We start from the raw sequence: 21,408 nt of genomic DNA, 5'->3' as shown, positions 1-21,408 counted from the left end.
GCCATGAAGACGTTGACGCTGTTGCGCCACGCCAAGTCCGGCTGGGACGATCCGGTCGCGCGGGATTTCGATCGCCCGCTGAACGCCAAGGGCAAGCGCGCCGCCGCGATGGTCGGCCGCCACATGCGGACGCTGGGACTTACGTTCGATCATGCGATCGCCTCGCCCGCGGTGCGCGTGTCGGAGACGCTGGAGCAGATCGAATCGGGCTATGGCCGGACGATCGCGCCGACGCTGGACCGGCGGGTGTATCTCGCGTCGGCGGCGACGCTGCTCGACGTGGTGCACGGATTTCCGGGCGACGCCGAGAGCGCGTTGCTGGTTGGGCATAATCCCGGGTTGGAGGATCTGGTGCTAATGCTGGTCGCGGACGGCGCGGACCCCTTACGCGACGCGGTCGAGGACAAATACCCGACCGCCAGCATCGCCGAACTCCAGTTCGACACGGCCGACTGGGCGGACATCGCCACCGGCACCGCCCGCTTGACCCGATTCATCCGCCCCCGCGATCTCGACCCGACGCTAGGTCCCGACGCGGACTAACCTGTTTCCCCGCGAAGGTGGGAACCCATCAACATCCCCTCCCCGGCGAAGGCCGGGGCCCAGGTGGGGGACGTTGCTAATGAAGGGCAGTCCGCCGTTACTGCGTCCTTTCCACCTGGACCCCGGCCTTCGCCGGGGAGGCGAATGTGCGCGGACGGGGTGCGTTCACACCCTTCCGAAGCTGAAACTCAGCTCTTCCCCGCCATCCTCGCCTTCAAATCCGAAAATGCATTCGCCGGGCGGAACTCGTCCTCGCTGATCACGCCCGCCGCCGCCAGCGCCGCCGCGGCGTTCGGCCCGCGGGGAAACGGATCGATCGCAAGCGCCAGCGTATCCGCCGCCGCCTCGCCCAGATCGATCGTACCCCCCTCGATCGCGACCATGTCGAGCGCATCGTCGGACAGTTCGACCTCATCGCCCTCGGCGACAAGCTGCTTGACGAACAGCAGCGCGACCGGCTCGTCGATGTGCGTATCCAGCGGTTCGTCGGTCACCGAACACGCCTGCACTGCCGCGCCGGTCACGCGCCCCTTCACGACGATGCCGCTGTCTGTGCGCTTGATCCCGAGCCGTGCGTCGAGTCGCGTGATCGAGAGCAGTGCGAACCGCTTCGCCAGCGCCGCGCGCTCATCCCCGGTCGCGGCGATCTCGACGATCCGCTCGCGCTCGCCGATCGTGTCGAGGCGTTCGAGGCGGCTGAACTCGGGCTTCACGGTAATTCTCCAGATAACAAATTCGGTAGCGGCCTCGCGGCAAGTCCATGATGGAACGCCATCACCGATTCGCGGACATGGGAAAGCGCGGCCTCGTCCGGCGCCGCACCCCGGTACAGGTTGCGCACCAGAGCCGGCGCGATGTCGCCCGCCGCCAGACCATCGCGGTACGCGCCGAGGCGCCCACCGAGCATGCTCATCATCTTGCCGATATGCTTGCCGACGATGATGTCGCCGATTCCGATTTCACGGAGCTGCCCGTCCATGTCGTCGACGAAGCGTTCGGCGAGCCGCGCCGCGGGTTCGCCGCCAGCGGGCTCCGTCTCGAGTCGCAGCATCACGATCGCGAGCAACGTCGCGATCATGTCGAACCTTCCGTCGACCGTGTCCGGCACCGCGCCCTCGCGGTACCAATGTTCCGCGCGGGCCCTGCCGACGACGGCGTTATACAGCGGCAGCGCCTCGTCGGGCTTTTCGCCGAGCAGTCTTCCCAACCAGCTCAAAATCTATCGTCCTCAACACGAAGCCGCGCTTCGGCTTGTTTGCCCGCGCATCCTCGCATATCGAGGCGATCGGCGGCCGATGCAATCGCGTGGGACCCGTCACGTGTTTTCGCGTGCCCCGGTTGGGAGTTTATATGAGCGTGTTTTCCGCCCGTACGGGTCTCGCCGCAGCACTTGCGGTCGCCGCATTGGCCAGTGGGGGCTGCACCCAGTTGCGCTCGCACCAGGGCTATGTGGTCGACACCGACCTCGTCAACTCGGTCCAGCCGGGCGTCGACAACCGCCAGTCGGTGCTGCAGACGCTCGGCAAGCCGACACTCGCAGGTCAGTTCGACCAGGGCGACTGGTATTACCTCGCGCGCGACAGCCGGAACCTCGCATTCCGCAATCCGCGCCCGAACGCACAGATCACGCTGCAGATCAGCTTCGACCAGAAGGGCACCGTCACCGCGATCCGTCGCGGCGGCCTCGATCAGGTCGCGTCGATCGCACCCTATGGCAAGAAGACGCCGACTCTCGGTCGCGAACGCGGCTTCTTCCAGGATCTGTTCGGCAACATCGGAACGGTCGGCGCGGCGGGCGCCGGTGGCGGCGCGGGTAGCGGCAGCAACACCGGTGGCGGCCGCAATCGACCCTAGCATATCGGTGTGACGAGATCGCCGGAGCTCGGTTAGGCCGCACCGCAAGCTACGCAGCGGTGCGGCCGGGCCGGGCATCATCGGCGCCGATCCCGAAAGGGGGGAAAGGGATCATCGTCGTAACGCGCGTTCGACGCGATGGTTCTCGTTCCGGCTGTAATTTTGCGAAAAAGGCAAACATCCGTTCTCGATGCGACTATGTCCGCTGCGGCGGCAACCTGCGGTACCCTATGTTAGGGGGTGTGGCTTGGGCGAGTCGCTGTGGATCATCGACGCGTCCGCGCGTGAAATGCTGCTGTTTGCAGGCGTCGGGCTGTTCCTTGGGGGGGTCGACGATCTGCTGGTCGACCTGGTCTATATCGGTCAGCGGATCAGGGCTGGCGGCCGGGCGCGCTTGACCCTCGCGACCCTGCCATCACCGCGCATTGCCGGACGGATCGCGGTGTTCGTCGCGGCGTGGGACGAAGTGGCGGTGATCGGCGGGATGCTGACGACCGCGCTCGATCGCTACGTGCATGACCATTACCGCATCTATGTCGGCGCCTATCCGAACGACCGGGGGACGATCGATGCGATCGCCGCGGTCGCCGAACGCGATGCGCGCATCAGGCTGGTGATCGGGCCCCGCGACGGGCCGACGACCAAGGCCGACTGCCTCAACACCCTGTGGCAGGCGTTGTGCCGCGACGATCTGCGGGAAGGGGGCGGGGGGGATCGGCCGACCAAGGCTGTCGTGATCCATGATGCCGAAGACGTCGTGCATGCGCAGGAATTGCAGGTCTTCGACAGCCTGATCGAGCAGTATGACGTGATCCAGCTTCCCGTCCTGCCGCTGGTGCACCGCGGTGCGCGACTGGTGTCGGGGCATTATGCCGACGAATTCGCCGAATCGCACGCCAAGCAGATCGTCGTCCGGACCGCATTGGGCGCCGCAATGCCGCTTGCGGGCACCGGCTGTGCCATCGCACCAGCCGTGCTTGCGCTGATCGCGCAGGCGCGGGGCGGCGATCCGTTCGATGCGACCAGCCTGACCGAGGATTACGAGCTGGGCCTGAGGCTGGCCGAACTCGGCGCACGCGGCATTTTCGCGCGCGTCGCGGTGGACGACAGGGGGAGCGTCGTTGCCGTGCGCGCCTATTTCCCGGGGACGCTCGGCGACTCGGTGCGCCAGAAGACGCGCTGGATGACAGGGATCGCACTCGCCGGCTGGGACCGTACCGGCTGGGGGCGGCCCCGCGCGATCGCCGACCACTGGATGCGGATGCGCGATCGACGTGCGCCGCTTGCGGTCGTGATTCTCGCGGTGGGCTATCTCGCAGTGCCGATCTGGCTGGCGTCTTTGGTACTGCACATCCAGGTCGGCGTGACGTCACCCTACGCGAACGGCGCATACCCGATCGCGTTCTGGCTGCTTGTCGCCAATGGCGCGTTGCTGGCGTGGCGATTGATCATGCGGATGCTGTTCACGGCGCGCAGTTACGGCGTGCGCGAGGCATTCTGGGCGCTACCGCGGTTCCTGGTCGGCAATCTCATCGCGTTGATCGCCGCACCACGCGCGGTGCTCGTCTATATCGGCATGCTGCGAGGGGCGCCGCCGGTTTGGGACAAGACGCGCCACGAGTTTCCCAACCTGGCGCCCGAAGATGCCGTCACCGCAACTGCCACCGATCCGGGCCTCGCCGCCGTGGCACGATGAGTGTCGGCCGCCCGCTGCGGTTTCTCGCATTGGCGTTGGGGGGATGGGTCATGATTCGCGTGGCGTTCCTATTACCGGAGGTCGCGGTACGTCCGTCGTCGGCCATGATCCCGCGGGTTATCGACGTGCTCGTGCCCAAAGTCGCCGCCGCGGTGCTTCGGCGATCACGCGTGCCGCCTCGGCTGGCGACCGTGGCATATGATGCCCTCGCACAGCCGGTCTTCGTCGAGCCGCGACGATGGCAGACACCAACGATCAAGCCGCCACCCTTGGTGGCGCGCGCTCGTCCCGATGTGCTGTTCCCCGCCGCGCCTCACATGTTTGCCAGCCCCTTGCCGGTAACGCTGCCGTTGGCCGCCAAAGCACCGGGGCGACTCAGCGCCAGCGCATGGCTGCTCGCGCGCGGTGGTCCAGCTGGAACGGTGTCGGGCGGACAACTCGGCGCATCGCAAGGCGGTTTGCGACTCGCCTATGCGCTTGGCCGCCATCGCCGGTTCGCGGTGGTCGCGCGCGTTGCCACGCCGCTTGAGGGTGTCGGACGGGAGGCGGCGTTCGGCATTGAATGGAAACCGACGCGCTTACCGATCCGCCTCGTCGCCGAGCAACGCTTCGCCCTCGATGGCGGACGTGGCGGACCGACGGTCGGGGTGATTGCGGGCTATGGTCCGGCGGACGTCGCACCGGGTCTGCGTCTGGAAGCGTATGGCCAGGCCGGCGCGATCGGGCGAGACGGGATCGAAGGCTTCGTCGATGCCTCCGCACGACTCACGCATCCGCTCGGGACGTTCGCGGGGGCACAGGTCGATGTCGGCGTCGGCGTATGGGGAAGCGCGCAACGCGACGCCGAGCGTCTCGACATCGGACCTTCGATCGTCGGCGCGCTGCCCGTCTCGCGCAAGACCATCCGCCTGACGCTCGACTGGCGTGAACGCATCGCCGGCGGCGCGCGCCCGGGCTCCGGTCCCGCCCTGTCGATCGGTAGCGACTTCTGAGAGGTCGAGCCTAGCCCCGCCCGCGTAATCCGGTGTAACGCTGCCCGCGTGGATCTATACCTTCCCGTCGCCAACCTGTCGGTCAACGCGCTTGTCATCATCCTGCTGGGCGGGGGGGTCGGGCTGCTGTCGGGCATGTTCGGCGTCGGCGGCGGGTTCCTGACGACCCCGCTGCTCATCGTCTATGGCATTCCACCGACCGTTGCCGCCGCTTCGTCCGCAAGTCAGGTGACCGGAGCCAGCGTATCGGGCGTGTTCGCGCATTTCCGGCGCAAGGGCGTCGATACGAAGATGGGTGGCGTTCTCGTCGCTGGCGGTATCCTCGGGTCGTTTTTTGGCGCCTGGTTGTTCCGCCTGCTCCAGCAAAGTGGCCAGATCGATACGGTGATCGCGATCGTCTATGTGATCATGCTCGGCTCGATCGGCGGCCTGATGGCCAAGGAATCGATCGGCACGATCGGCCGTGCCCGCACCGGACGCCCGCCCAAGGCGCGCAAGCGTCGCCATCACCCGCTCGTCGCCGCGCTCCCGCTCCGCACCCGCTTCTACGCCTCCGGACTGTACATCTCGCCGCTCGCTCCATTGTTGCTCGGGTTCTTCACCGGCATTCTGACGATATTGCTCGGTATCGGTGGCGGCTTCATCCTCGTTCCGGCGATGATCTACCTGCTTGGCATGGCGACATCGGTGGTGGTCGGTACCTCGTTGTTCCAGACCCTGTTCGTGACCGCGGTCGCGACGATGGTCCACGCGACCACCACCAAGGCGGTCGATATCGTGCTGGCCGCGCTGCTCCTGCTGGGCTCGGTCGTGGGCGCTCAGGTCGGCGCCCGGTTCGCGACCAAATTCCGGCCCGAATATCTGCGTCTCGGGCTCGCCGTCATGGTGCTGCTCGTCGGCGCGAGGATCCTGCTCGGACTCGTCTGGCGGCCCGAGGAAATCTTCTCGGTCGCGTTGTCGTGAGCCGGCGAGCATGAAGCCATGGCCGCTTCTGGTGCTGGCGCCGTTGCTGATGGCGCAGGCCAAGCCCGTGCTCGTCCCCGATGTGTCGCAGCGCAATATCGAGATCGCCTACAGCTTCACTGGCGCCGAGCTGCTGCTGTTCGGTGCGATCCTCTATCCCGGCGGCCGCTTGCCGACGGGTGAGCAGCCCACCGACGTCGTCGTCGTCGTCAAGGGGCCGACCCAGTCGATCCTGATGCGCGAAAAGGAGAAGGTCGCCGGCATCTGGGTCAACGCCGCACGCCTGCGATACCGCTCCGCCCCCAGCTTCTACGCGATCGCCTCGTCCAAGCCGATCGACCGTCTCGTCGACGATCGGACGCGCGCGATCTACGAACTTGGCCTCGACAGCTTGCAATTGTCGCCAGCGTCGAGCGCACCAGCGCCGATACAGGACCGCTTCCAGAAGGGACTCGTCGACCTCAAGCGCCGGGCCGGCCTGTATTACGAGGCGCCGCGCGCAGTCGAGATCACCGACGGCGTGCTCTACCGCGCGCGCGTGTCCATACCCGCCCGCGTGCCCGTCGGCCGGTTCACCGCGGAGACGTTCCTGATCCGCGACGGACGCGTGCTGGCCGCCGCAGTACGCGACATCGACATCCGCAAATCGGGGTTCGAGCGCTTCGTCGCGCGCGCCGCGGATCGGTCTTCGGTGATCTACGGGCTGGTCGCGGTCGCGCTGTCGGTGTTCCTGGGTTGGGCGGCAGGCTGGATCGCGCGCAGGGTCTAGCGCGCCTCCAAAGCACGCGATGCGTGCGTAACTACACTCTCGCAGCGATTTTCTCAGCGAGATCAATGCTGTCGTCATCGGATATTTACAATTATCGCGGCAGGGTCGGTCGGACATGACTGGAGACTTTGCGGCAATGAGCGACATGCCGGGACCTGGCGCGTTCCTGCGCGCGGCACCCCTGACGAGCGGGGTCGCGAGTGCGAGCGCCGCGGCCGCACCCATCGGCGTCGTCTTCGCGATCGCCGGATCGAGCAGCCGCATCCTGCTCGATCGTGCCGCGATCGCGGTGCTGCAGGACGATCCCGACCGCGTCGTCGCAGCCGCCGGACAGGTCGGCAGCCAGATCAAGATGCGCGTCGGCGCGACATGGCTGGTCGCCAATGTCCGCTCGTTGAAACTGGAGGATGCCGCCGGCACCTGCGTGGCGGCGGAGATCGACTATCTCGGCGAAGGCGACGAGGACAAGCTGACCGGCCGGCTCTATCGATTCCGCCGCGGCGTCACGCGCTATCCGATGCCCGGTTGCGAGGTGTTCCCGATCACCACGGCGGACCTGCAACAGGTCTATGCCGCCGACGACCGTGCGAACATCACGATCGGTACGGTCTATCCGACGACCGACATCCCCGCGGCGTTGTACGTCGACGCGATGCTCGGCAAGCATTTCGCGCTCGTCGGATCGACCGGTACCGGCAAATCGACCAGCGCCGCGCTGATCCTGCACCGCATCTGCGAGCTCGCACCGCAGGGGCATATCGTGATGATCGATCCGCACGGCGAATATGCCGCCGCGTTCAAGGCGAACGGCGCGATCTACGACGTCTCGAATTTGCAGATGCCCTATTGGCTGATGAACTTCGAGGAGCATTGCGAGGTCTTTCTCACCAGCAGCGGCTCCGCGCGCCAGTTCGATGCCGACATCCTCGCCAAATGCCTGCTCGCGGCGAAGGCGAAAAGCCGCCTCGGGCAAGAGATCGCCAAGCTGACCGTCGACGCGCCGATCCCGTATATGCTGAGCGACCTGACCACGATCATCAGCGCCGAGATGGGCAAGATGGACCGCGCCGGCGACACCGCGCCCTATCTGCGGCTCAAGTCCAAGATTGACGAGATCAAGGCCGATCCGCGCTACGGGTTCATGTTCTCCGGCATGCTCGTCGCCGACACGATGGCGAGCTTCCTCGCGCGCATCTTCCGCCTGCCCGGCGACGGCAAGCCGATCTCCATCATCGACGTCTCCGGCGTACCGTCGGATATCACCGCGGTGGTGGTCGCGGTGCTCGCGCGGATGACGTTCGACTTCGCGATCTGGTCGCGCAACGAACCGCAGCGGCCCATCCTGCTCGTCTGCGAGGAGGCGCATCGCTACATTCCGGCGGGCACGGAAGCGAACAGTTCGGTCGGTCGCATCCTGGGCCGGATCGCCAAGGAGGGCCGCAAATACGGCGTGTCGCTGGGCCTCATCACGCAACGCCCGTCGGATCTGGCCGAGGGTGTGCTGTCGCAATGCGGCACGATAATCGCCATGCGCCTCAACAACGACCGCGACCAGGCCTTCGTCCGCGCGGCGATGCCGGAAGGCGCGCGAGGATTTCTCGATTCGATTCCCGCATTGCGGAATCGCGAATGCATCATCTGCGGGGAGGGCGTCACGATTCCGATCCGCGTGAGCTTCGACGACCTCGCGGAAGCGAAATGCCCCGCCTCGGGTGACCCGCTATTCTCCGAACTGTGGCGCGACGTCGGCGGCGAGGACCAGATCATCGGCCGTACGATCCAGCGCTGGCGGGCACAGGGGAAGTAGCGGCGGCGCGGGGCTACCGTCGCCACGTCGGTTTGCCCTGCCTGAGACATTGCCCCTACGGTCGTCCGCGATGGCGCGATCGGCGTCGAAGGTCGGGCAGGCAGACCGGCTTCTGGCAGCATGGCTACGGCGTTGGGGCCGTCTCATATCGAGCGTCCCATGGTGCGGCTGGGTCACCGCGTCATGGGGAACGATCCGCTACCCGCCCACCTTCACGGCCAGCAACTGGGCGACCTTCGCCTTGAACGCCCGCAGCTTCGCACCGGACAGTATAGCGACGCTGGCGAACGACACCGCGCGTGGGTTGATCGCGGCACCGTTCTTCCACACCTCCCAGTGCAGATGCGGGCCGGTCGACATGCCGGTCGAGCCGACATAGCCGATCACCTGGCCCTGCTGGACGCGGGTGCCGGACGATACCGCGATCCGGCTCATATGGCCGTAGCCGCTGGCCATCCCGCCACCGTGCAACAGTTTGACGAAATTGCCGTATCCGCCGGTGCGGCCGGCGAAGGTGACGATCCCGTCGGTCATTGCATGGATCGGCGAGCCATAGGGTGCGCCGATATCGAGCCCCTTGTGCATCCGCGTGAAGCCCAGCAACGGATGGTAGCGCATGCCGTAGTTCGACGTGATCCGGCCGGCCACCGGCATGCCCGAGACGGCGCGGCGTTCGGTCTGGCCGTTCGCATCGAACCATCCGCCGCGGCTCGATTCGTCGTCGGCGTCGACGTTCGCCTCATCGGGAGCGAACCGGACGAGCTGAACCTTGCGCCGGCCCTGGTCGATCCCGGCGAACAGCAGGTCGCCGATCCTGGTCTCGCCGGTCGCGGCACGCTCGCGTTCGACGATCACGTCGAAGCTGTCCGCCGCGGTCACGTCGCGGCCGATCGAAAGCCGCGTCGAGATCGCCTTAAGGAACGACTCCACCGCCTTTCCGGGCACACCGGCGGCGCGCGCGGATCGGTACAGGCTGGATCCGACCAGGCCCTGGATACGGAGCGGCGTCGAATCGACCGCGATCGGCGCGCGGTTGACGGTCAGCCCGCCCGCACCGCGCGCGAGCGAAAGCGCAAGATCGAACCGTGCGCGGAAATTCAGATGCTCCAGCGGCCGCGCGACCGTGCGGTCCGGCCGGCGTCCGAGCGTCAGCGCGATCCGCGTGCCGGCCGGGATGGTTATCGGATCGACCGACTGCGCGACCAACGCGGCGGCGGCCTCCGCATCGCCCCGACCGACGCCCGCGCGGATCAGCGCCCGGTCGAACGCATCGCCCTGGCCAAGTGTCGCGGAGAGTTCGAGCGTCGGCCTTTCCGGGGCATTGGCGAGCGGCGCGACGAGATCGTTCGCCGCCATTCGCCGCCCGGTGGTCGCGCCCTGGCCGAGCGGCGCGATGCCCTGCGCCCGCATTTCCTCCCACTCCGCGCCGGCGAGCGGCGACGGCACCGCGCCGACCAGCGGCGTGAACCCCGGCGCGAGCGTGACGGTCGCCGCGCACAATGCCGTGCAGGTCGCGAGCCCGCGCCACCAGTCGCGACTGCCGATCCGTGCGCCGAGATCGGGAACCCAGTCGATCCGGGGCGCGGCAAGTTTCGATACGATATCGTGCTGACGATCGCGCGCACGGCCAAACCCTCGGGCGGCGCCGCCTGCCAGATCCAGCGCCTGATCCTTCTGCAAATACACGCGTGCCCGCCCCGAAATCGCGTCCAAAACCTCGTGCGCCGGCATGTCCTCGGCGCCAAGCGACGGTTGTGGCGACGACTTACTAAAGTCAAATTAACCGGGGCGCTTGCGGGGCTTGGCGGCGACGGGGCGTGCTCCGGCTGCGGGCGCCTGATCCTACAGACCCGCTCGGCCTTCGCCGGATGGTGTCAGATTTCGGCGCACGCGTCTTCTGTTCCCGGGTTCAGCAATTAAGGGAGGGAGAGGCAATTCGCCTCACCTAAACCCCGCAATTCCGCACAGGTCATTGCACACGCCCGCTTTACCCCCGATGTTGTCGGCCATGAGCGACGATGTCTCCGCTGGCGTGACCGCGGTTCTCGGCCCGACCAACACGGGCAAGACGCACCTCGCGATCGAGCGGATGTGCGCGCATTCCAGTGGCATGATCGGCTTTCCGCTGCGTCTGCTCGCGCGCGAGGTCTATGACCGCGTGGTCGCGATCAAGGGCGCGAACCGGGTCGCATTGGTCACCGGCGAAGAGAAGATCGTACCGGCCGACGCACGCTGGTTCCTGTGTACCGCCGAGTCGATGCCCGATCGCGACGTCGCGTTCGTCGGGCTGGACGAGACGCAACTGGGGGCGGATCCCGAGCGCGGGCATGTCTTTACCGATCGCCTGATGCGCGCGCGGGGGCGGGAGGAGACCATGATCCTCGGCTCCGAAGCGCTGCGGCCGATGATCAAGAAGCTCGTTCCCGGCGCGGAGATCGTCAATCGGCCGCGCTTCTCGACGCTGACCTATGCGGGCGCGAAGAAGATCAGCCGGTTGCCCAAGCGCTCGGCGATCGTCGCCTTCTCAGCGGAGGAAGTCTACGCGGTCGCCGAGATGTTGCGGCGCCTGCGGGGCGGTGCGGCCGTGGTGATGGGCGCGCTGTCGCCGCGGACGCGTAACGCGCAGGTCGCGATGTTCCAGGCGGGCGAGGTCGACTATCTGGTCGCCACCGACGCGATCGGCATGGGGCTCAACATGGACGTCGCGCATGTCGCGTTCGCCAGCCTCAACAAGTTCGACGGCAAGCGCCAGCGTCGGCTGACGGTGGCGGAGATGGCCCAGATCGCAGGGCGCGCGGGCCGGCATCAGCGCGACGGCACGTTCGGTGCGCTGTCGGACGACGGCCCCGGCGCGTTCCTGCCCGAGGAAGTGCTGGCGATCGAGGAGCACCGGTTTCCGCGGCTCGAAAATCTCTATTGGCGGCAGGGCGAGCCGGATTTCTCCAGCATCGATGCGCTGGTCGCGAGCCTTGAGGCGCGGCCCCCAGCCGGTGTGCTGCGCGCCGCGCCTCAGGCGCTCGATCTGGGCGTGTTGAAGCGGCTGGCTGAAGAGGGGTGGGTGCGCGAGCGGACGCGGCATCCGGCGATGGTCGCGCGATTGTGGGCGGCGTGCGGCTTGCCCGATTTCCGGAAAGTCGGGCTCGATCCGCATGCGCGGTTCGTATCGCGGGTGTTCGGGCATCTGAGCGAGGGGCGGGGGCATATCCCGCACCAGTGGTTCGCGGACGAGATCGCGCGGCTCGATACCGTGGCAGGGGACGTGCCGGTGATCGCCGGGCGGATCGCGGCGACGCGGATCTGGGCGTATATCGCACAGCGCGCCGACTGGCTGGCCGAGCCGACCTTGTGGGCGGCGCGGACGACGGCGCTGGAGGAGCGGCTGTCGGACGCGCTGCATGCGAGCCTGACGCAGCGGTTCGTCGACAAGCGCACGACCGCGCTGATGCGCCAGATCGGTGCCGATGCCGGCGCGCTGCCGGTGGTGATCGGCCCCGAGGGCGAGGTGATGGTCGAGGATCATCCGATCGGCCGTCTCGACGGGTTCCGGTTTACGGTGGCGGCGGATGCACGGGCGAGCGACAAAAGGTTGTTGCTCGCGGCGGCGGAAAAGCGGCTGACCGGCGAGCGGTCGCGGCGCGGGCAGTCGCTGGTCGATGCGGCGGATGGCGACATCGCGCTCGACGATGCCGCGCAGATCATCTGGGCGGGGCACCCGGTCGCCAAGCTTGGTGCAGGGCCGTCGTTCGCGCGGCCCAAGCTGATCCTCGACCGCGCGCTCGACTGTCTCGACAAGGCGGCGCGCGATCGGATCGAGGCGCGGCTGTCGCTCTGGCTCGGCGCGATGCTCAAGCGGCGGATTACGGTGCTGGTCCACCTCGCCGAACTGAGTCGCGATCCGAACGCCACGCCGGCGTTGCGCGCGGTCGCCAGTGCGATCGAGGACGCCGGCGGGATCCTGCCGCGGCTACCGATGCGGCTCGCGCTCGACGCGATCGATCCCGAGGAGCGCAAGCGGTTGCGCAAGATCGGCATCACGGTCGGCGCGCTCGACCTGTTCGATGCGCGGTTGCTCAAGCCCGAGTCGGCGCGCTGGCGGCGTATCCTCGCGGCGGTGCGCGGTGCGACGATCACCGCCCCGCGCGATGGCGCCACGGTGCTGGCGCGTGGCAGCGAGGGTGCGGTGCTGGAGGCCGGGTTCCGCCCGCTCGGGCTTCAGGCGGTTCGCGTCGATCTGATCGAGCGCATCGCACGGGCCGCGCACGACTCGCGGCAGGGGCGTACGCCGTTTGCGCCCGACCCCGCGCTGGCCACCTCGATCGGTGTCGATCCTGCGGCGTTGGAGCGGTTGATGGTCGAACTCGGATTCAAGGCGCTGGCAGGCGATGCGCCGCGCTGGGTATGGCGTGGTCGTCCGCCTGCGCGCCCCGCGCTGCCGACGCCGGTCGATCCGTCGCGGCAGAATGCCTTTGCCGGGCTTGCCGCACTGGTTCGCCATGGTTGAAGGCGCGATGCGGATCGATCGGTTCCTGTGGTTCGTGCGGCTCGCCAAGACGCGCAGCGCCGCGCAGGCGATCGCCGAGAAGGGGCGCCTCCGCATCGACGGCCGCCCGATCGACCGCGCGCATTGCCCGGTGCGGGTCGGCAACGTGCTGACGTTTGCGGCGGATGATCAGGTCCGGGTGATCCGGGTCGAAGCGTTGCCGGTGCGGCGTGGGCCCGCGCCCGAGGCGCACGGATGCTATCAGGATCTGATTGCCGGCAGCACGCCTGTTGGGACGGTGCGCGATCCGGCTTCCGAGTGAGCTGAATTTCCGACATACGCGATCGTCGAAGCGGGTGACGTCGCAACAGCACCCCCGTCATCCTGACGAAAGTCAGGACCCAGGATACCAAAGGACGGCGTCTCGTAACTCTGGATCCTGACTTCCGTCAGGATGACGGCGTGGCTTGGGCGGGGGGAATCGTGACCGGCAAACCCTGATAACGTCTCGCAGAAGGCTTGCTATGATTGACGCGACCGACCTGCGCGCATAGTCGCTGGCGCGTTCGTCGCCGGAAAGGAATCCGGCCCAGGAGTTCTGCAATGACCTACGTCGTCACCGATGCCTGCATCCGCTGCAAGTACATGGACTGCGTGGAAGTGTGCCCCGTCGACTGCTTCTACGAGGGCGAGAACATGCTGGTGATCAATCCCAGCGAGTGCATCGACTGCGGCGTGTGCGAGCCCGAATGCCCCGCCGAGGCGATCCTGCCCGACACCGAGAGCGGGCTGGAGCAGTGGCTCGAGTTGAACACGACCTTCTCGGCGCAATGGCCCAACGTCACGCGCAACGACAACCAGACGCCGCCGGACGCGGATGCGATGAAGGGCGTCGAGGGCAAGTTCGACAAGTTTTTCTCGCCCGAACCCGGCGCGGGCGACTGATCAATCCCGGATAGGTCAAGCCGGCTGCCACGTGGGGCCCATGTGCGGCTGGTAATTTTGTTGCAAAGCTGCTACTCACGTCCGTGACGGGCGTGATGACGATAGTCGTGCGCCTGGCGTGAGTTAGACCTATCCCTCCCCCCGATGCAGCAGCGACGAGTCCTTCGTCGAGGCGTCGCGTGGAGGCCTGATCCGGAAAGGCCCCAAATGGCTGCCAAGGCACTGTCCTTCGATGTCGGTGATTTCGTCGTTTATCCAAAGCACGGGGTCGGCCGTGTGATCGAGCTCCAGCGCTCGGAAATCGCCGGCATGACACTGGAACTCTACGTCCTGCGGTTCGAGAAGGAGCGCATGACGCTCCGTGTCCCGACCAACAAGGCCGAAAGCGTCGGCATGCGCAAGCTGTCGTCCGACAAGACGATGCGCGAGGCGATGGACACGCTCAAGGGCAAGCCCAAGGTCAAGCGCACCATGTGGTCGCGCCGTGCGCAGGAATATGAGGCGAAGATCAATTCGGGCGACCTGGTGTCGATCGCCGAAGTGGTCCGCGACCTGTTCCGTGCCGACGACCAGCCCGAGCAGAGCTATTCCGAGCGCCAGATCTTCGAAGGCGCGACCAGCCGGCTCGCGCGCGAACTGGCGGCGATGGAAGAGCTCGACGAGCCCAAGGCGCAGGAGAAGATCCTCGACATCCTCCGCGCTGCGGCCGCGATCTACAACAAGGACAAGGTGCCGGCGTAACGCCGCGGACCCTGCCGAGACGAAAGGGCGGTCCTGCGGGGCCGCCCTTTTTTTGTGTCTCGAGCCGAGGATCGGGCGGGACCGAACGCAAGTGGCATTTGCGACTCGGTCCCGTGGTGCGCGTGCCTGCGCGTCAAAAGCGGCGGCGGATCGTCCCGAATACCTGGCGCGGCGACCCCGCCTGCATCGTGTTGTTGAGCGACGACGCGCTATTGAAGAACTGGCCCGATCCCAGCGCGGCGATGTATTTCTGGTCGGTCAGGTTCACTGCGTTGACCTGGATCTCGACGCCGGCGAGCGCACTCGTCACCGGGAAGCGATAGCCGATCGCCGCATCGAACAGCGTGTATCCCTTGACCGTCACGTCGCCGGTGTAGGTGACGTTGCGCCGCGAGGTGAAGGCGCCCGCGACGTTACCGAAGACCGTGCCGTCGTCATAATTGATCTCGCCCTTGGCAAGGTGCGCTGGCGTGTCGACGGTGCGGATGCCCCTGGTCGCGACGAAGGCGGTGCCGTTGACGGTGTCGTCGTCGTACGTGCTGTCATTGTACGAATAGGACGCTATCAGCGCGAGCGGGCGGGCGACCTGATAGGTCGCGCCGATCTCCACGCCGCGGCTCGTCACGCTACCGACGTTCTGGAGAATGCTCGGGTTCCCCAGGATGTTCGCGCCACTGAACGCCGCGAGCAGGCGGTTCTTGAACTTGACGTCGTAGCCCGCGATCACGCCGCGAAGCTTGCCGAGGTCGAACCGCCAACCGCCCTCGATCGTGCGCGAGGTCTCGGGCTTCAGCGTGTCGCGGATCGCCTCGAAGCCGACTTGCGTCGTACCGAACGGGCCGCGGAACGAGCTGATATAGGCGCGCATGTTCTCGGCATAATTGGCGAAGAACTCCTGGCGGCCGAGCTTGTAGGTCGCGCCGACCTGCGGCTGGAACCAGTCTTTCGCGGCGATCCTGCCGTTGATGAACGGCGTGCCGAACGTCGTCGTGATGCCATTGGCGACGCGCGTCCCCTTGAACCCGCCGGCGATCGTCAACGCGTCCAGGATCTTCCAGCTGTCGCTGACGAAATACTGGTTGGTGACCGTCGTCAGGTCCGTCAGGAAGTCGCTGCGGAACGGGTTGGTGAGGAAATCGGTGACGTCGGGACGGTTGGTGAGGCTGGCCGCATAGTAATTGCGGTCCGTGCTGGCGCGGTTGTCCTCGTGCCAATAGCCGAGCTGGATCGTGTGATCACCGAGCCTTGCGGTCGCGTTGGCGATGCCGCCGTCGCGCTTGATCCCGTATTCGGTGGTCCGCACCGACAAGGCGAAGCCGTCGGGCGAGAACACCGCGGGCGTATAGATGCCGCCGCTGCCCTTGTCGTAATGATGGTAATAGGTGGCGGTCGTATCGAGCCAGTCGGCGACCGGCACGTCCAGCGTCACTGCGCCGAGCCAGTCGCGCCGCACGCCGCCGCTGTCGTAATAGGTGTCGTTGACGTTGGTGTACGGCGTGGGGAACACGACGCCGGCGGTGGGGAAGGGCAGCGCGCGCTTGGCGGCCGCCGCGGTCTGGTTCGCGCTGACCTGCGACAGGAGGATGGCGGTCGCATAGTCGGGGCGCAGGAAGTCGAGATCATAGCCGATCCGGTCGAGCGTCGCGGGCGACAGATCGGCATAGTTGCGCTCCTTGTGGAGCGAGTAGTTGAGCCAGCCGGTCAGCGTCGCGTCTCCGAGCGTCTGGACGATCTTGCCGTTCACCTTGGTGTCGGACTGGTTGCCATATCCCTTCCACTTGCTTGCGTCGTGGATCACGCCCGAGACCGACAGCCGCGTGCCGGTCGACAATTGCCCGCTGTCGAGGCGGCCGTACAGATGCACGGTGTCGTACATGCCATAGGTCAGCGCGACCTCGCCGCCGGCCACCTGCGACGGCGCGCGCGAGACGAATTCGAGGTTGCCGCCCAGATTGCTGGTCGAGGCGATGCCGAGCGACCCTGCGCCCTGCGACACGTCGACGCGGGCGATGTTCTCGGCTGCGATCGCGCGACTGACGTGCAGCCCGTTATGACCGTTGTAGAACATGTCGCCGAGCGGGACGCCGTCGAGCGTATAGCCCATCTGGCTCTGGTTGAAGCCGCGTACCGAGAGGCGCGTGCCAAGCTCGTAGCTGCCGAACGGATCCGAGCTCTGGAGTGCCACGCCCGGTAGGCGGGCAACCGCCTTCAGGGGCGAACTGCCCGGCGGAAGGATTTCGATCGCCTTGCGCGATACCGTCTGTTCCTGGCGGACTTTCCCGGTGCCGTAGACGACGATCTCGCCGTTCGACTCCGATGCGGTTTGCGCGGGCACGGTGTCGGATACGGTCTGCGCGAAGGCAGGCCCGGCGACGGCCAGCAGCGCGCTGGCCGAGGCAAGCAGAAGCGTCTTCGAAATCACTGGAGGGTCCCACCTGTTGAATGTCTGGAGCGTCGCCGCTGGAGCGGCAATCGTTGTCGACCGCCTAACCGCGGCGCGGGTCGCTTTCATTACGGGTACGCTACGGAATTGTGACGTTTCGCCGAAGTGTCACGCGCCGGTCATCGGACGGCGATAGGCGAACGCATGACCAGTCCGGATTTCCTGTGGCATCGGCGTGCCGTGCTCGGTGCGATGGCCTCGCTTGCCGCGCTCCCCTCGATCGCGGTCGATGCCGCCGCGCGCAGCGATGCCGATCCGTTCGCCCTGGGTATCGCGAGCGGCGATCCCGACAGCGAAGGCTTCGTGTTGTGGACCCGATTGGTCGGCGCGCGTGCGGCGCCACTGGCGGCAGCAGCGGTGCTGGTGCGGTATGAGATCGCCACGGACGCGGCGTTCCGGCACATCGTCCGCGCCGGGCAGGGGCTGGCCCATCCCGAGCGCGCGCATTCGGTCCATGTCGAGATCGCGGGACTCCGCCCGGGTCGACCCTATTGGTACCGGTTCCATGCGCTCGGCGCGACCAGCAGCATCGGCCGCGCGGCCACCGTGCCGACGGTCGCGGACGGCTTGCGGCTTGCGGTGACGTCGTGTCAGCATTGGGAGCAGGCGCGGTTCGGCGTGTACCGCGACATCGTCGCTGCCGAGCCCGACCTGATCCTGCAACTCGGCGATTACATCTACGAGAACAGCTATCCCGACGGTGCGCGCGTCCGTGATTTCGGCGCGCCCGAACCCCGCGACCTCGCCGGCTATCGCCAGCGCCACGCGCTCTACAAGACCGATCCCGATCTGCAGGCGGCGCATCGCGCATGTCCGTGGCTGGTGACGTGGGACGATCACGAGGTGCTGAACGATTATGCCGGGCTCGCCAACCGTGAGGGACTGCCCCCCGCGTCGTTCGCACCGCGACGGGCGGCGGCGTACCAGGCGTATTTCGAGCATATGCCGATCCGCCCGAGCCTGTGGCGCGGCAGGCGCGAACCGCGGTTGTATCGCAGCGTGGACTGGGCGGACCTCGCTTCGCTGTCGGTGCTCGACACGCGGCAATATCGTAGCGCACCGCCCTGTGCCGCCAAAAACGTCGCGCGCAACGTGACGCTCGATGCGTGCGCGGAGGCCGCGGCACCGGCGCGGACGATCATGGGCGCGGCGCAGGAACGGTGGCTGTCCGATCGTCTGGCGCGCGAACACCGCCCCTGGTCGCTGATCGCGCAACAGGTGTTCTTCGCGCCGCTATGGCTGGACGGTACGCGGCGATCGACCTTTAGCGACCAGTGGGACGGATATGCCGCCAACCGCGAACGACTGCTCGACGAGATGCGCCGGCCAAGCGTGCGCAATCCGATCGTGCTCAGCGGCGACGTGCATTCCTTCTGGGTGAACGATCTGGATGGGCCCGGCGGCGCACAGATCGGCAGCGAGATCGTCACGTCGGCGCTGGGCGCCGCGTCGCCCCCCGCGGGTCGGTTCGGCGACGTGGACCGGAACAATCCGCACATACGGTTCCATGACGTCGAGCATGCTGGGTGGGTGAGGCTGGACGTCGACCGGGCCGCGGTACGCGCCGACCTGCGGATCATTGCGGATCGCACCGACGCGACCAGCGTGGTTCGATCCGGCGGCACCTTCACCTCGCCGTCCGGATCGCGACGGATGACGGCATCACGCTGAACGCCGTCGCTCAGACCCAGTCCGCCAGCTTCCCCATCTCGCCGCGCGGCAGGCTGTTCCCGAAGCGGAAACTCTTTGGCCGCTCGGCAGCGGTCAGTCGGTCGGCGACCACGCGATCGAGCGTAGCGGACAGGTCGTCGAGGTCTCGCCCGTCGATGGGGACGATGAAGGCCTTCAGGCGGCCATTCGCATGAAGCCGCACCGCCACGTCCGCTACCCCGTCGGCGCCGCGCAATATCCGCGCGACCCGGTCCGGCCAGACATTGTGCCCGCCGACCTGCACCGCGCCGTCGCGTCGCCCGATCGGTCGTAGCGCGCGGTCTCCCGTTCGGTCGATCCTGTCGGGGAGTTCGACCCGTCCCCCGCTGCGATCGACGAGGTGCCAGTCGCCATCGTCACACGAGGCCAGATGCCAGCGCGGCAGCAGGTCGTAGGTGGATGCGGGGACGTCGCGGATCGCGATCGCGCTCGTTTCGGACGCGCCATAGACATCGACGAGACGCGCCAACCCCGCCGCCAATAGGCCGGTCGCGACGCGGTCGTCGAGCACGCCTGCCGAACTGACGCCGACGATATCGTCGGGAAAACGCCTTACGATCCGCGACAGGGCCAGCCACTGCTCCGGTACCGCGATGACGATATCGCCCGCCGTCAGGTCCAGCGGCGCACCGATCGTTCGAATGACGACGGGTACGCCCAGCGCAGCCGGCAGCAGCGCGGTCCAGACCATGCCGTACAGATGATGCGCAGGGACCATCGCAACGACCCGCCGGCGATCCGCGAGGCGTGTGCCGAGATAGGCGGCCTCGTCGAGCAGATCCGCAAGCGCGTGGCTGCAGGCGCGAGGCGCGCCGGTCGAGCCCGATGTCGTGACGGTGATCCGGCGATCGACGGTGTCGCCGTCCGCCATGATCCAGTCGATCCATGCACCGACTCGCCCCGGCGGTTCAGCACCGAACAGGTCGTCAGCCAGGCCAAACGTCTCGGCCAACGCGCCGAGCGCGCCCAGTTGCTCGATCGAGTCCAGTCCCAGTCCTTCGTCACCGATCGGCATGTCCTCGGACCAGTCGACGGCCGGCAGGCGAGACAGGTCGCCATCCCGCAGGCGACGTATTTCCGCCGTCACGACCGCGCAGGCGATCCGGTGCGCAGCCGATCGCCGGAGCCCGCCTGTCGCGACGCCCGCGACTACGCTGTCGCCGACCGTCACGTAGCGTCGGACTGGCTGTCGCAAACCTGGTTCCGGCCCGCCCGCTTGGCAGCGTAAAGGCGCCTGTCCGCCAGCGCGATCAGCGCGTCGATCGAGCCGTCGGCTTCCTCCAGCGTCGCGCATCCCAGGCTCGCGGTAACGTGCAACAGGCCGCCCGACGTTTCCACTGCGACGGTTTCGATCTCGGCGCGCAGTTGCTCGGCAAGTGCCATCGCCTGCGCATGATCGTAGCGGGGGAGAAGGACGCCGAACTCTTCGCCGCCAAGACGCGCGAACACGCCGCTCGGCGGCAGCAACGCGGTGCAGACTTCGGTCACCCGGCATAGCAGCGTGTCGCCGGCGGGATGGCCGTGGCTGTCGTTGACTGCCTTGAAATGATCCAGGTCGAGCGCGATCATCGACACTGGTTCGTGCCGATCGCGCGAGCGGGCCTGCGCTTTCGCCATCGCCTGGCTGAAGTGCCGTCGATTGGCCGCACCGGTCAAATGATCGGACGTCAGCAGCCGCCGCAAATCTCCCGTCGCCGCCTCGGGCCGCGGCACGTCGCGCAGCACCACGGAGAAGCGACGCGGCTTCAGCGGATCGCCCGTCGATTGCGCGACGACGAGGCGCTGGCACCAGAAGCGTTTCCCGTCGGCGCGCTGCTGCCATCCTTCCTGCAGATGCCACCCATCCCGACCGGCGATCACCAACTGCTCGTCGAGACGCATGTCGTCCCCCGGCACGTCGGTGCCGAGCACATCCGCAAGATTGTGACCGATGACGTCGGCGGGTGCATGGCCCGTCTGGTTCAGGAAGCAGCTATTGGCCGATGCGATCTCGCCGTCGGGCGTGATCGTCAGCGCGGCATAGCCGTCGACGTCGTCGAGCACCGTGGCAAACCAGGCATCGGCCTGGCGCAGGCGGTTTTCCTGGACGACCTGCTGGCTTACGTCGGCGAGCGTGGCCATCAATCGATCGGGTCCGAGCTTGACCAGCGTACAGGCCAGCACCTTCGGCACCATGCCCTGCCGCCCGGGTCCCAACTCGACGAAGATCCGGTGTCCGTCGCAGATGCGACCGGATGCCGGTACGAATGCCGCCGCCATGCTCCGCAATTCGGGCGCATGCTGTTCGAGGGCGGCGAACAGGTTGCTGGCATTTCGGGCACCGGCAAGCGGCAACAGATGCTGCATCGCATGCGGGTTCATCATGCCGATCTCGCCCGCCGCGTCGCATTCGATCAGCCCGACGGGACAGGCATAGAGAAATTCGAGTAGCTCCTGCTCGCTGGACATGTCGGTCATCCGCCTGG

18 protein-coding genes are annotated in these 21,408 nt (G+C 67.1%); 12 read left to right on the top strand and 6 right to left on the bottom strand.

The window, feature by feature from the left end:
- Positions 1-3 precede the first annotated feature (3 nt).
- A complete protein-coding gene (locus HMP09_RS12220) occupies positions 4-543 on the top strand; it encodes a SixA phosphatase family protein (RefSeq protein ID WP_176500589.1) in 540 nt (179 codons plus the stop codon).
- A gap of 188 nt (positions 544-731) precedes the next feature.
- On the opposite strand, the gene HMP09_RS12215 is transcribed toward HMP09_RS12220, so the two are convergent.
- Together HMP09_RS12215 and HMP09_RS12210 are read right to left on the bottom strand one after the other, a co-directional pair.
- Positions 732-1,256 carry a YceD family protein gene (locus HMP09_RS12215; protein ID WP_176500588.1) on the bottom strand — a complete coding sequence of 175 codons (525 nt, stop codon included), beginning with the start codon at positions 1,254-1,256 and terminating at the stop codon, positions 732-734.
- Positions 1,253-1,759 (bottom strand): ubiquinol-cytochrome C chaperone family protein, encoded by a 507-nt coding sequence (locus tag HMP09_RS12210; RefSeq protein ID WP_232090229.1) that lies wholly within the window; start codon positions 1,757-1,759, stop codon positions 1,253-1,255. Before HMP09_RS12210 ends, HMP09_RS12215 begins: the two co-directional genes overlap by 4 nt.
- 134 nt (positions 1,760-1,893) lie before the next feature.
- On the opposite strand from HMP09_RS12210, the gene HMP09_RS12205 reads away from it, so the two are divergent.
- The 6 genes from HMP09_RS12205 to HMP09_RS12180 all read left to right on the top strand — a co-directional run bounded on the left by HMP09_RS12205 (position 1,894) and on the right by HMP09_RS12180 (position 8,624).
- Entirely contained in the window at positions 1,894-2,397 is a 504-nt protein-coding gene (locus HMP09_RS12205) for an outer membrane protein assembly factor BamE (protein ID WP_176500587.1), read from the top strand.
- Between the two features lie 247 nt (positions 2,398-2,644).
- Positions 2,645-4,093: a glycosyl transferase family protein gene (locus tag HMP09_RS12200; protein ID WP_232090228.1), complete on the top strand. Its 1,449-nt coding sequence runs from the start codon at positions 2,645-2,647 to the stop codon at positions 4,091-4,093.
- Positions 4,094-4,143: 50 nt separating this feature from the next.
- Positions 4,144-5,085 (top strand): hypothetical protein, encoded by a 942-nt coding sequence (locus HMP09_RS12195; protein ID WP_232090226.1) that lies wholly within the window; start codon positions 4,144-4,146, stop codon positions 5,083-5,085.
- A gap of 48 nt (positions 5,086-5,133) precedes the next feature.
- Positions 5,134-6,048 (top strand): sulfite exporter TauE/SafE family protein, encoded by a 915-nt coding sequence (locus HMP09_RS12190; protein WP_056064073.1) that lies wholly within the window; start codon positions 5,134-5,136, stop codon positions 6,046-6,048.
- Positions 6,049-6,058: 10 nt separating this feature from the next.
- Positions 6,059-6,817 carry a TIGR02186 family protein gene (locus HMP09_RS12185; RefSeq protein WP_232090223.1) on the top strand — a complete coding sequence of 253 codons (759 nt, stop codon included), beginning with the start codon at positions 6,059-6,061 and terminating at the stop codon, positions 6,815-6,817.
- Positions 6,818-6,953: 136 nt separating this feature from the next.
- Positions 6,954-8,624: an ATP-binding protein gene (locus HMP09_RS12180; protein WP_176501742.1), complete on the top strand. Its 1,671-nt coding sequence runs from the start codon at positions 6,954-6,956 to the stop codon at positions 8,622-8,624.
- Between the two features lie 198 nt (positions 8,625-8,822).
- Here HMP09_RS12180 and HMP09_RS12175 read toward each other — a convergent pair whose 3' ends face one another.
- A complete protein-coding gene (locus tag HMP09_RS12175) occupies positions 8,823-10,355 on the bottom strand; it encodes a M23 family metallopeptidase (RefSeq protein WP_232090220.1) in 1,533 nt (510 codons plus the stop codon).
- A 277-nt stretch (positions 10,356-10,632) separates the two neighbouring features.
- On the opposite strand from HMP09_RS12175, the gene HMP09_RS12170 reads away from it, so the two are divergent.
- The 4 genes from HMP09_RS12170 to HMP09_RS12155 all read left to right on the top strand — a co-directional run bounded on the left by HMP09_RS12170 (position 10,633) and on the right by HMP09_RS12155 (position 14,790).
- Positions 10,633-13,125, top strand: a complete 2,493-nt coding sequence (locus tag HMP09_RS12170; protein ID WP_176500584.1) for a helicase-related protein — start codon at positions 10,633-10,635, stop codon at positions 13,123-13,125.
- Positions 13,118-13,426 carry an RNA-binding S4 domain-containing protein gene (locus HMP09_RS12165; RefSeq protein WP_232090218.1) on the top strand — a complete coding sequence of 103 codons (309 nt, stop codon included), beginning with the start codon at positions 13,118-13,120 and terminating at the stop codon, positions 13,424-13,426. Before HMP09_RS12170 ends, HMP09_RS12165 begins: the two co-directional genes overlap by 8 nt.
- Before the next feature lie 281 nt (positions 13,427-13,707).
- Positions 13,708-14,049: a ferredoxin FdxA gene (gene fdxA, locus HMP09_RS12160; RefSeq protein ID WP_056018438.1), complete on the top strand. Its 342-nt coding sequence runs from the start codon at positions 13,708-13,710 to the stop codon at positions 14,047-14,049.
- Positions 14,050-14,256: 207 nt separating this feature from the next.
- Complete coding sequence (locus HMP09_RS12155) at positions 14,257-14,790, top strand: CarD family transcriptional regulator (protein WP_056053923.1); 534 nt, start codon at positions 14,257-14,259, stop codon at positions 14,788-14,790.
- Between the two features lie 133 nt (positions 14,791-14,923).
- Here the strand turns inward: HMP09_RS12155 and HMP09_RS12150 are convergent, their stop codons facing one another.
- Positions 14,924-17,212, bottom strand: coding sequence for a TonB-dependent receptor (locus HMP09_RS12150; RefSeq protein ID WP_176500583.1), 2,289 nt, complete (start codon positions 17,210-17,212; stop codon positions 14,924-14,926).
- A 165-nt stretch (positions 17,213-17,377) separates the two neighbouring features.
- Here HMP09_RS12150 and HMP09_RS12145 point away from each other — a divergent pair, with 165 nt between their 5' ends.
- A complete protein-coding gene (locus HMP09_RS12145; RefSeq protein ID WP_176500582.1) occupies positions 17,378-18,904 on the top strand; it encodes an alkaline phosphatase D family protein in 1,527 nt (508 codons plus the stop codon).
- A 10-nt stretch (positions 18,905-18,914) separates the two neighbouring features.
- Here HMP09_RS12145 and HMP09_RS12140 read toward each other — a convergent pair whose 3' ends face one another.
- Both HMP09_RS12140 and HMP09_RS12135 read right to left on the bottom strand, forming a co-directional pair.
- The gene (locus HMP09_RS12140) at positions 18,915-20,138 is read right to left on the bottom strand and encodes an AMP-binding protein (protein ID WP_176500581.1); all 1,224 of its coding nucleotides are present in this window, start codon (positions 20,136-20,138) and stop codon (positions 18,915-18,917) included.
- Positions 20,111-21,400 (bottom strand): sensor domain-containing diguanylate cyclase, encoded by a 1,290-nt coding sequence (locus tag HMP09_RS12135; RefSeq protein ID WP_176500580.1) that lies wholly within the window; start codon positions 21,398-21,400, stop codon positions 20,111-20,113. The genes HMP09_RS12140 and HMP09_RS12135 overlap by 28 nt, the downstream gene beginning before the upstream one ends.
- Positions 21,401-21,408 lie beyond the last annotated feature (8 nt).

It is taken from the genome of Sphingomonas sp. HMP9 (assembly GCF_013374115.1).
GTDB lineage: Bacteria > Pseudomonadota > Alphaproteobacteria > Sphingomonadales > Sphingomonadaceae > Sphingomonas.
This window is presented reverse-complemented; position numbering and strand designations above follow the sequence as displayed.

Coding starts and splice junctions, on each gene's coding strand:
- HMP09_RS12165 (WP_232090218.1), top strand. CDS start 13,118: ATGGTTGAAGGCGCGATGCGGATCGATCGGTTCCTGTGGTTCGTGCGG.
- HMP09_RS12205 (WP_176500587.1), top strand. CDS start 1,894: ATGAGCGTGTTTTCCGCCCGTACGGGTCTCGCCGCAGCACTTGCGGTC.
- HMP09_RS12185 (WP_232090223.1), top strand. CDS start 6,059: ATGAAGCCATGGCCGCTTCTGGTGCTGGCGCCGTTGCTGATGGCGCAG.
- fdxA (WP_056018438.1), top strand. CDS start 13,708: ATGACCTACGTCGTCACCGATGCCTGCATCCGCTGCAAGTACATGGAC.
- HMP09_RS12170 (WP_176500584.1), top strand. CDS start 10,633: ATGAGCGACGATGTCTCCGCTGGCGTGACCGCGGTTCTCGGCCCGACC.
- HMP09_RS12195 (WP_232090226.1), top strand. CDS start 4,144: ATGATTCGCGTGGCGTTCCTATTACCGGAGGTCGCGGTACGTCCGTCG.
- HMP09_RS12145 (WP_176500582.1), top strand. CDS start 17,378: ATGACCAGTCCGGATTTCCTGTGGCATCGGCGTGCCGTGCTCGGTGCG.
- HMP09_RS12135 (WP_176500580.1), bottom strand. CDS start 21,400: ATGACCGACATGTCCAGCGAGCAGGAGCTACTCGAATTTCTCTATGCC.
- HMP09_RS12220 (WP_176500589.1), top strand. CDS start 4: ATGAAGACGTTGACGCTGTTGCGCCACGCCAAGTCCGGCTGGGACGAT.
- HMP09_RS12175 (WP_232090220.1), bottom strand. CDS start 10,355: ATGCCGGCGCACGAGGTTTTGGACGCGATTTCGGGGCGGGCACGCGTG.
- HMP09_RS12180 (WP_176501742.1), top strand. CDS start 6,954: ATGAGCGACATGCCGGGACCTGGCGCGTTCCTGCGCGCGGCACCCCTG.
- HMP09_RS12155 (WP_056053923.1), top strand. CDS start 14,257: ATGGCTGCCAAGGCACTGTCCTTCGATGTCGGTGATTTCGTCGTTTAT.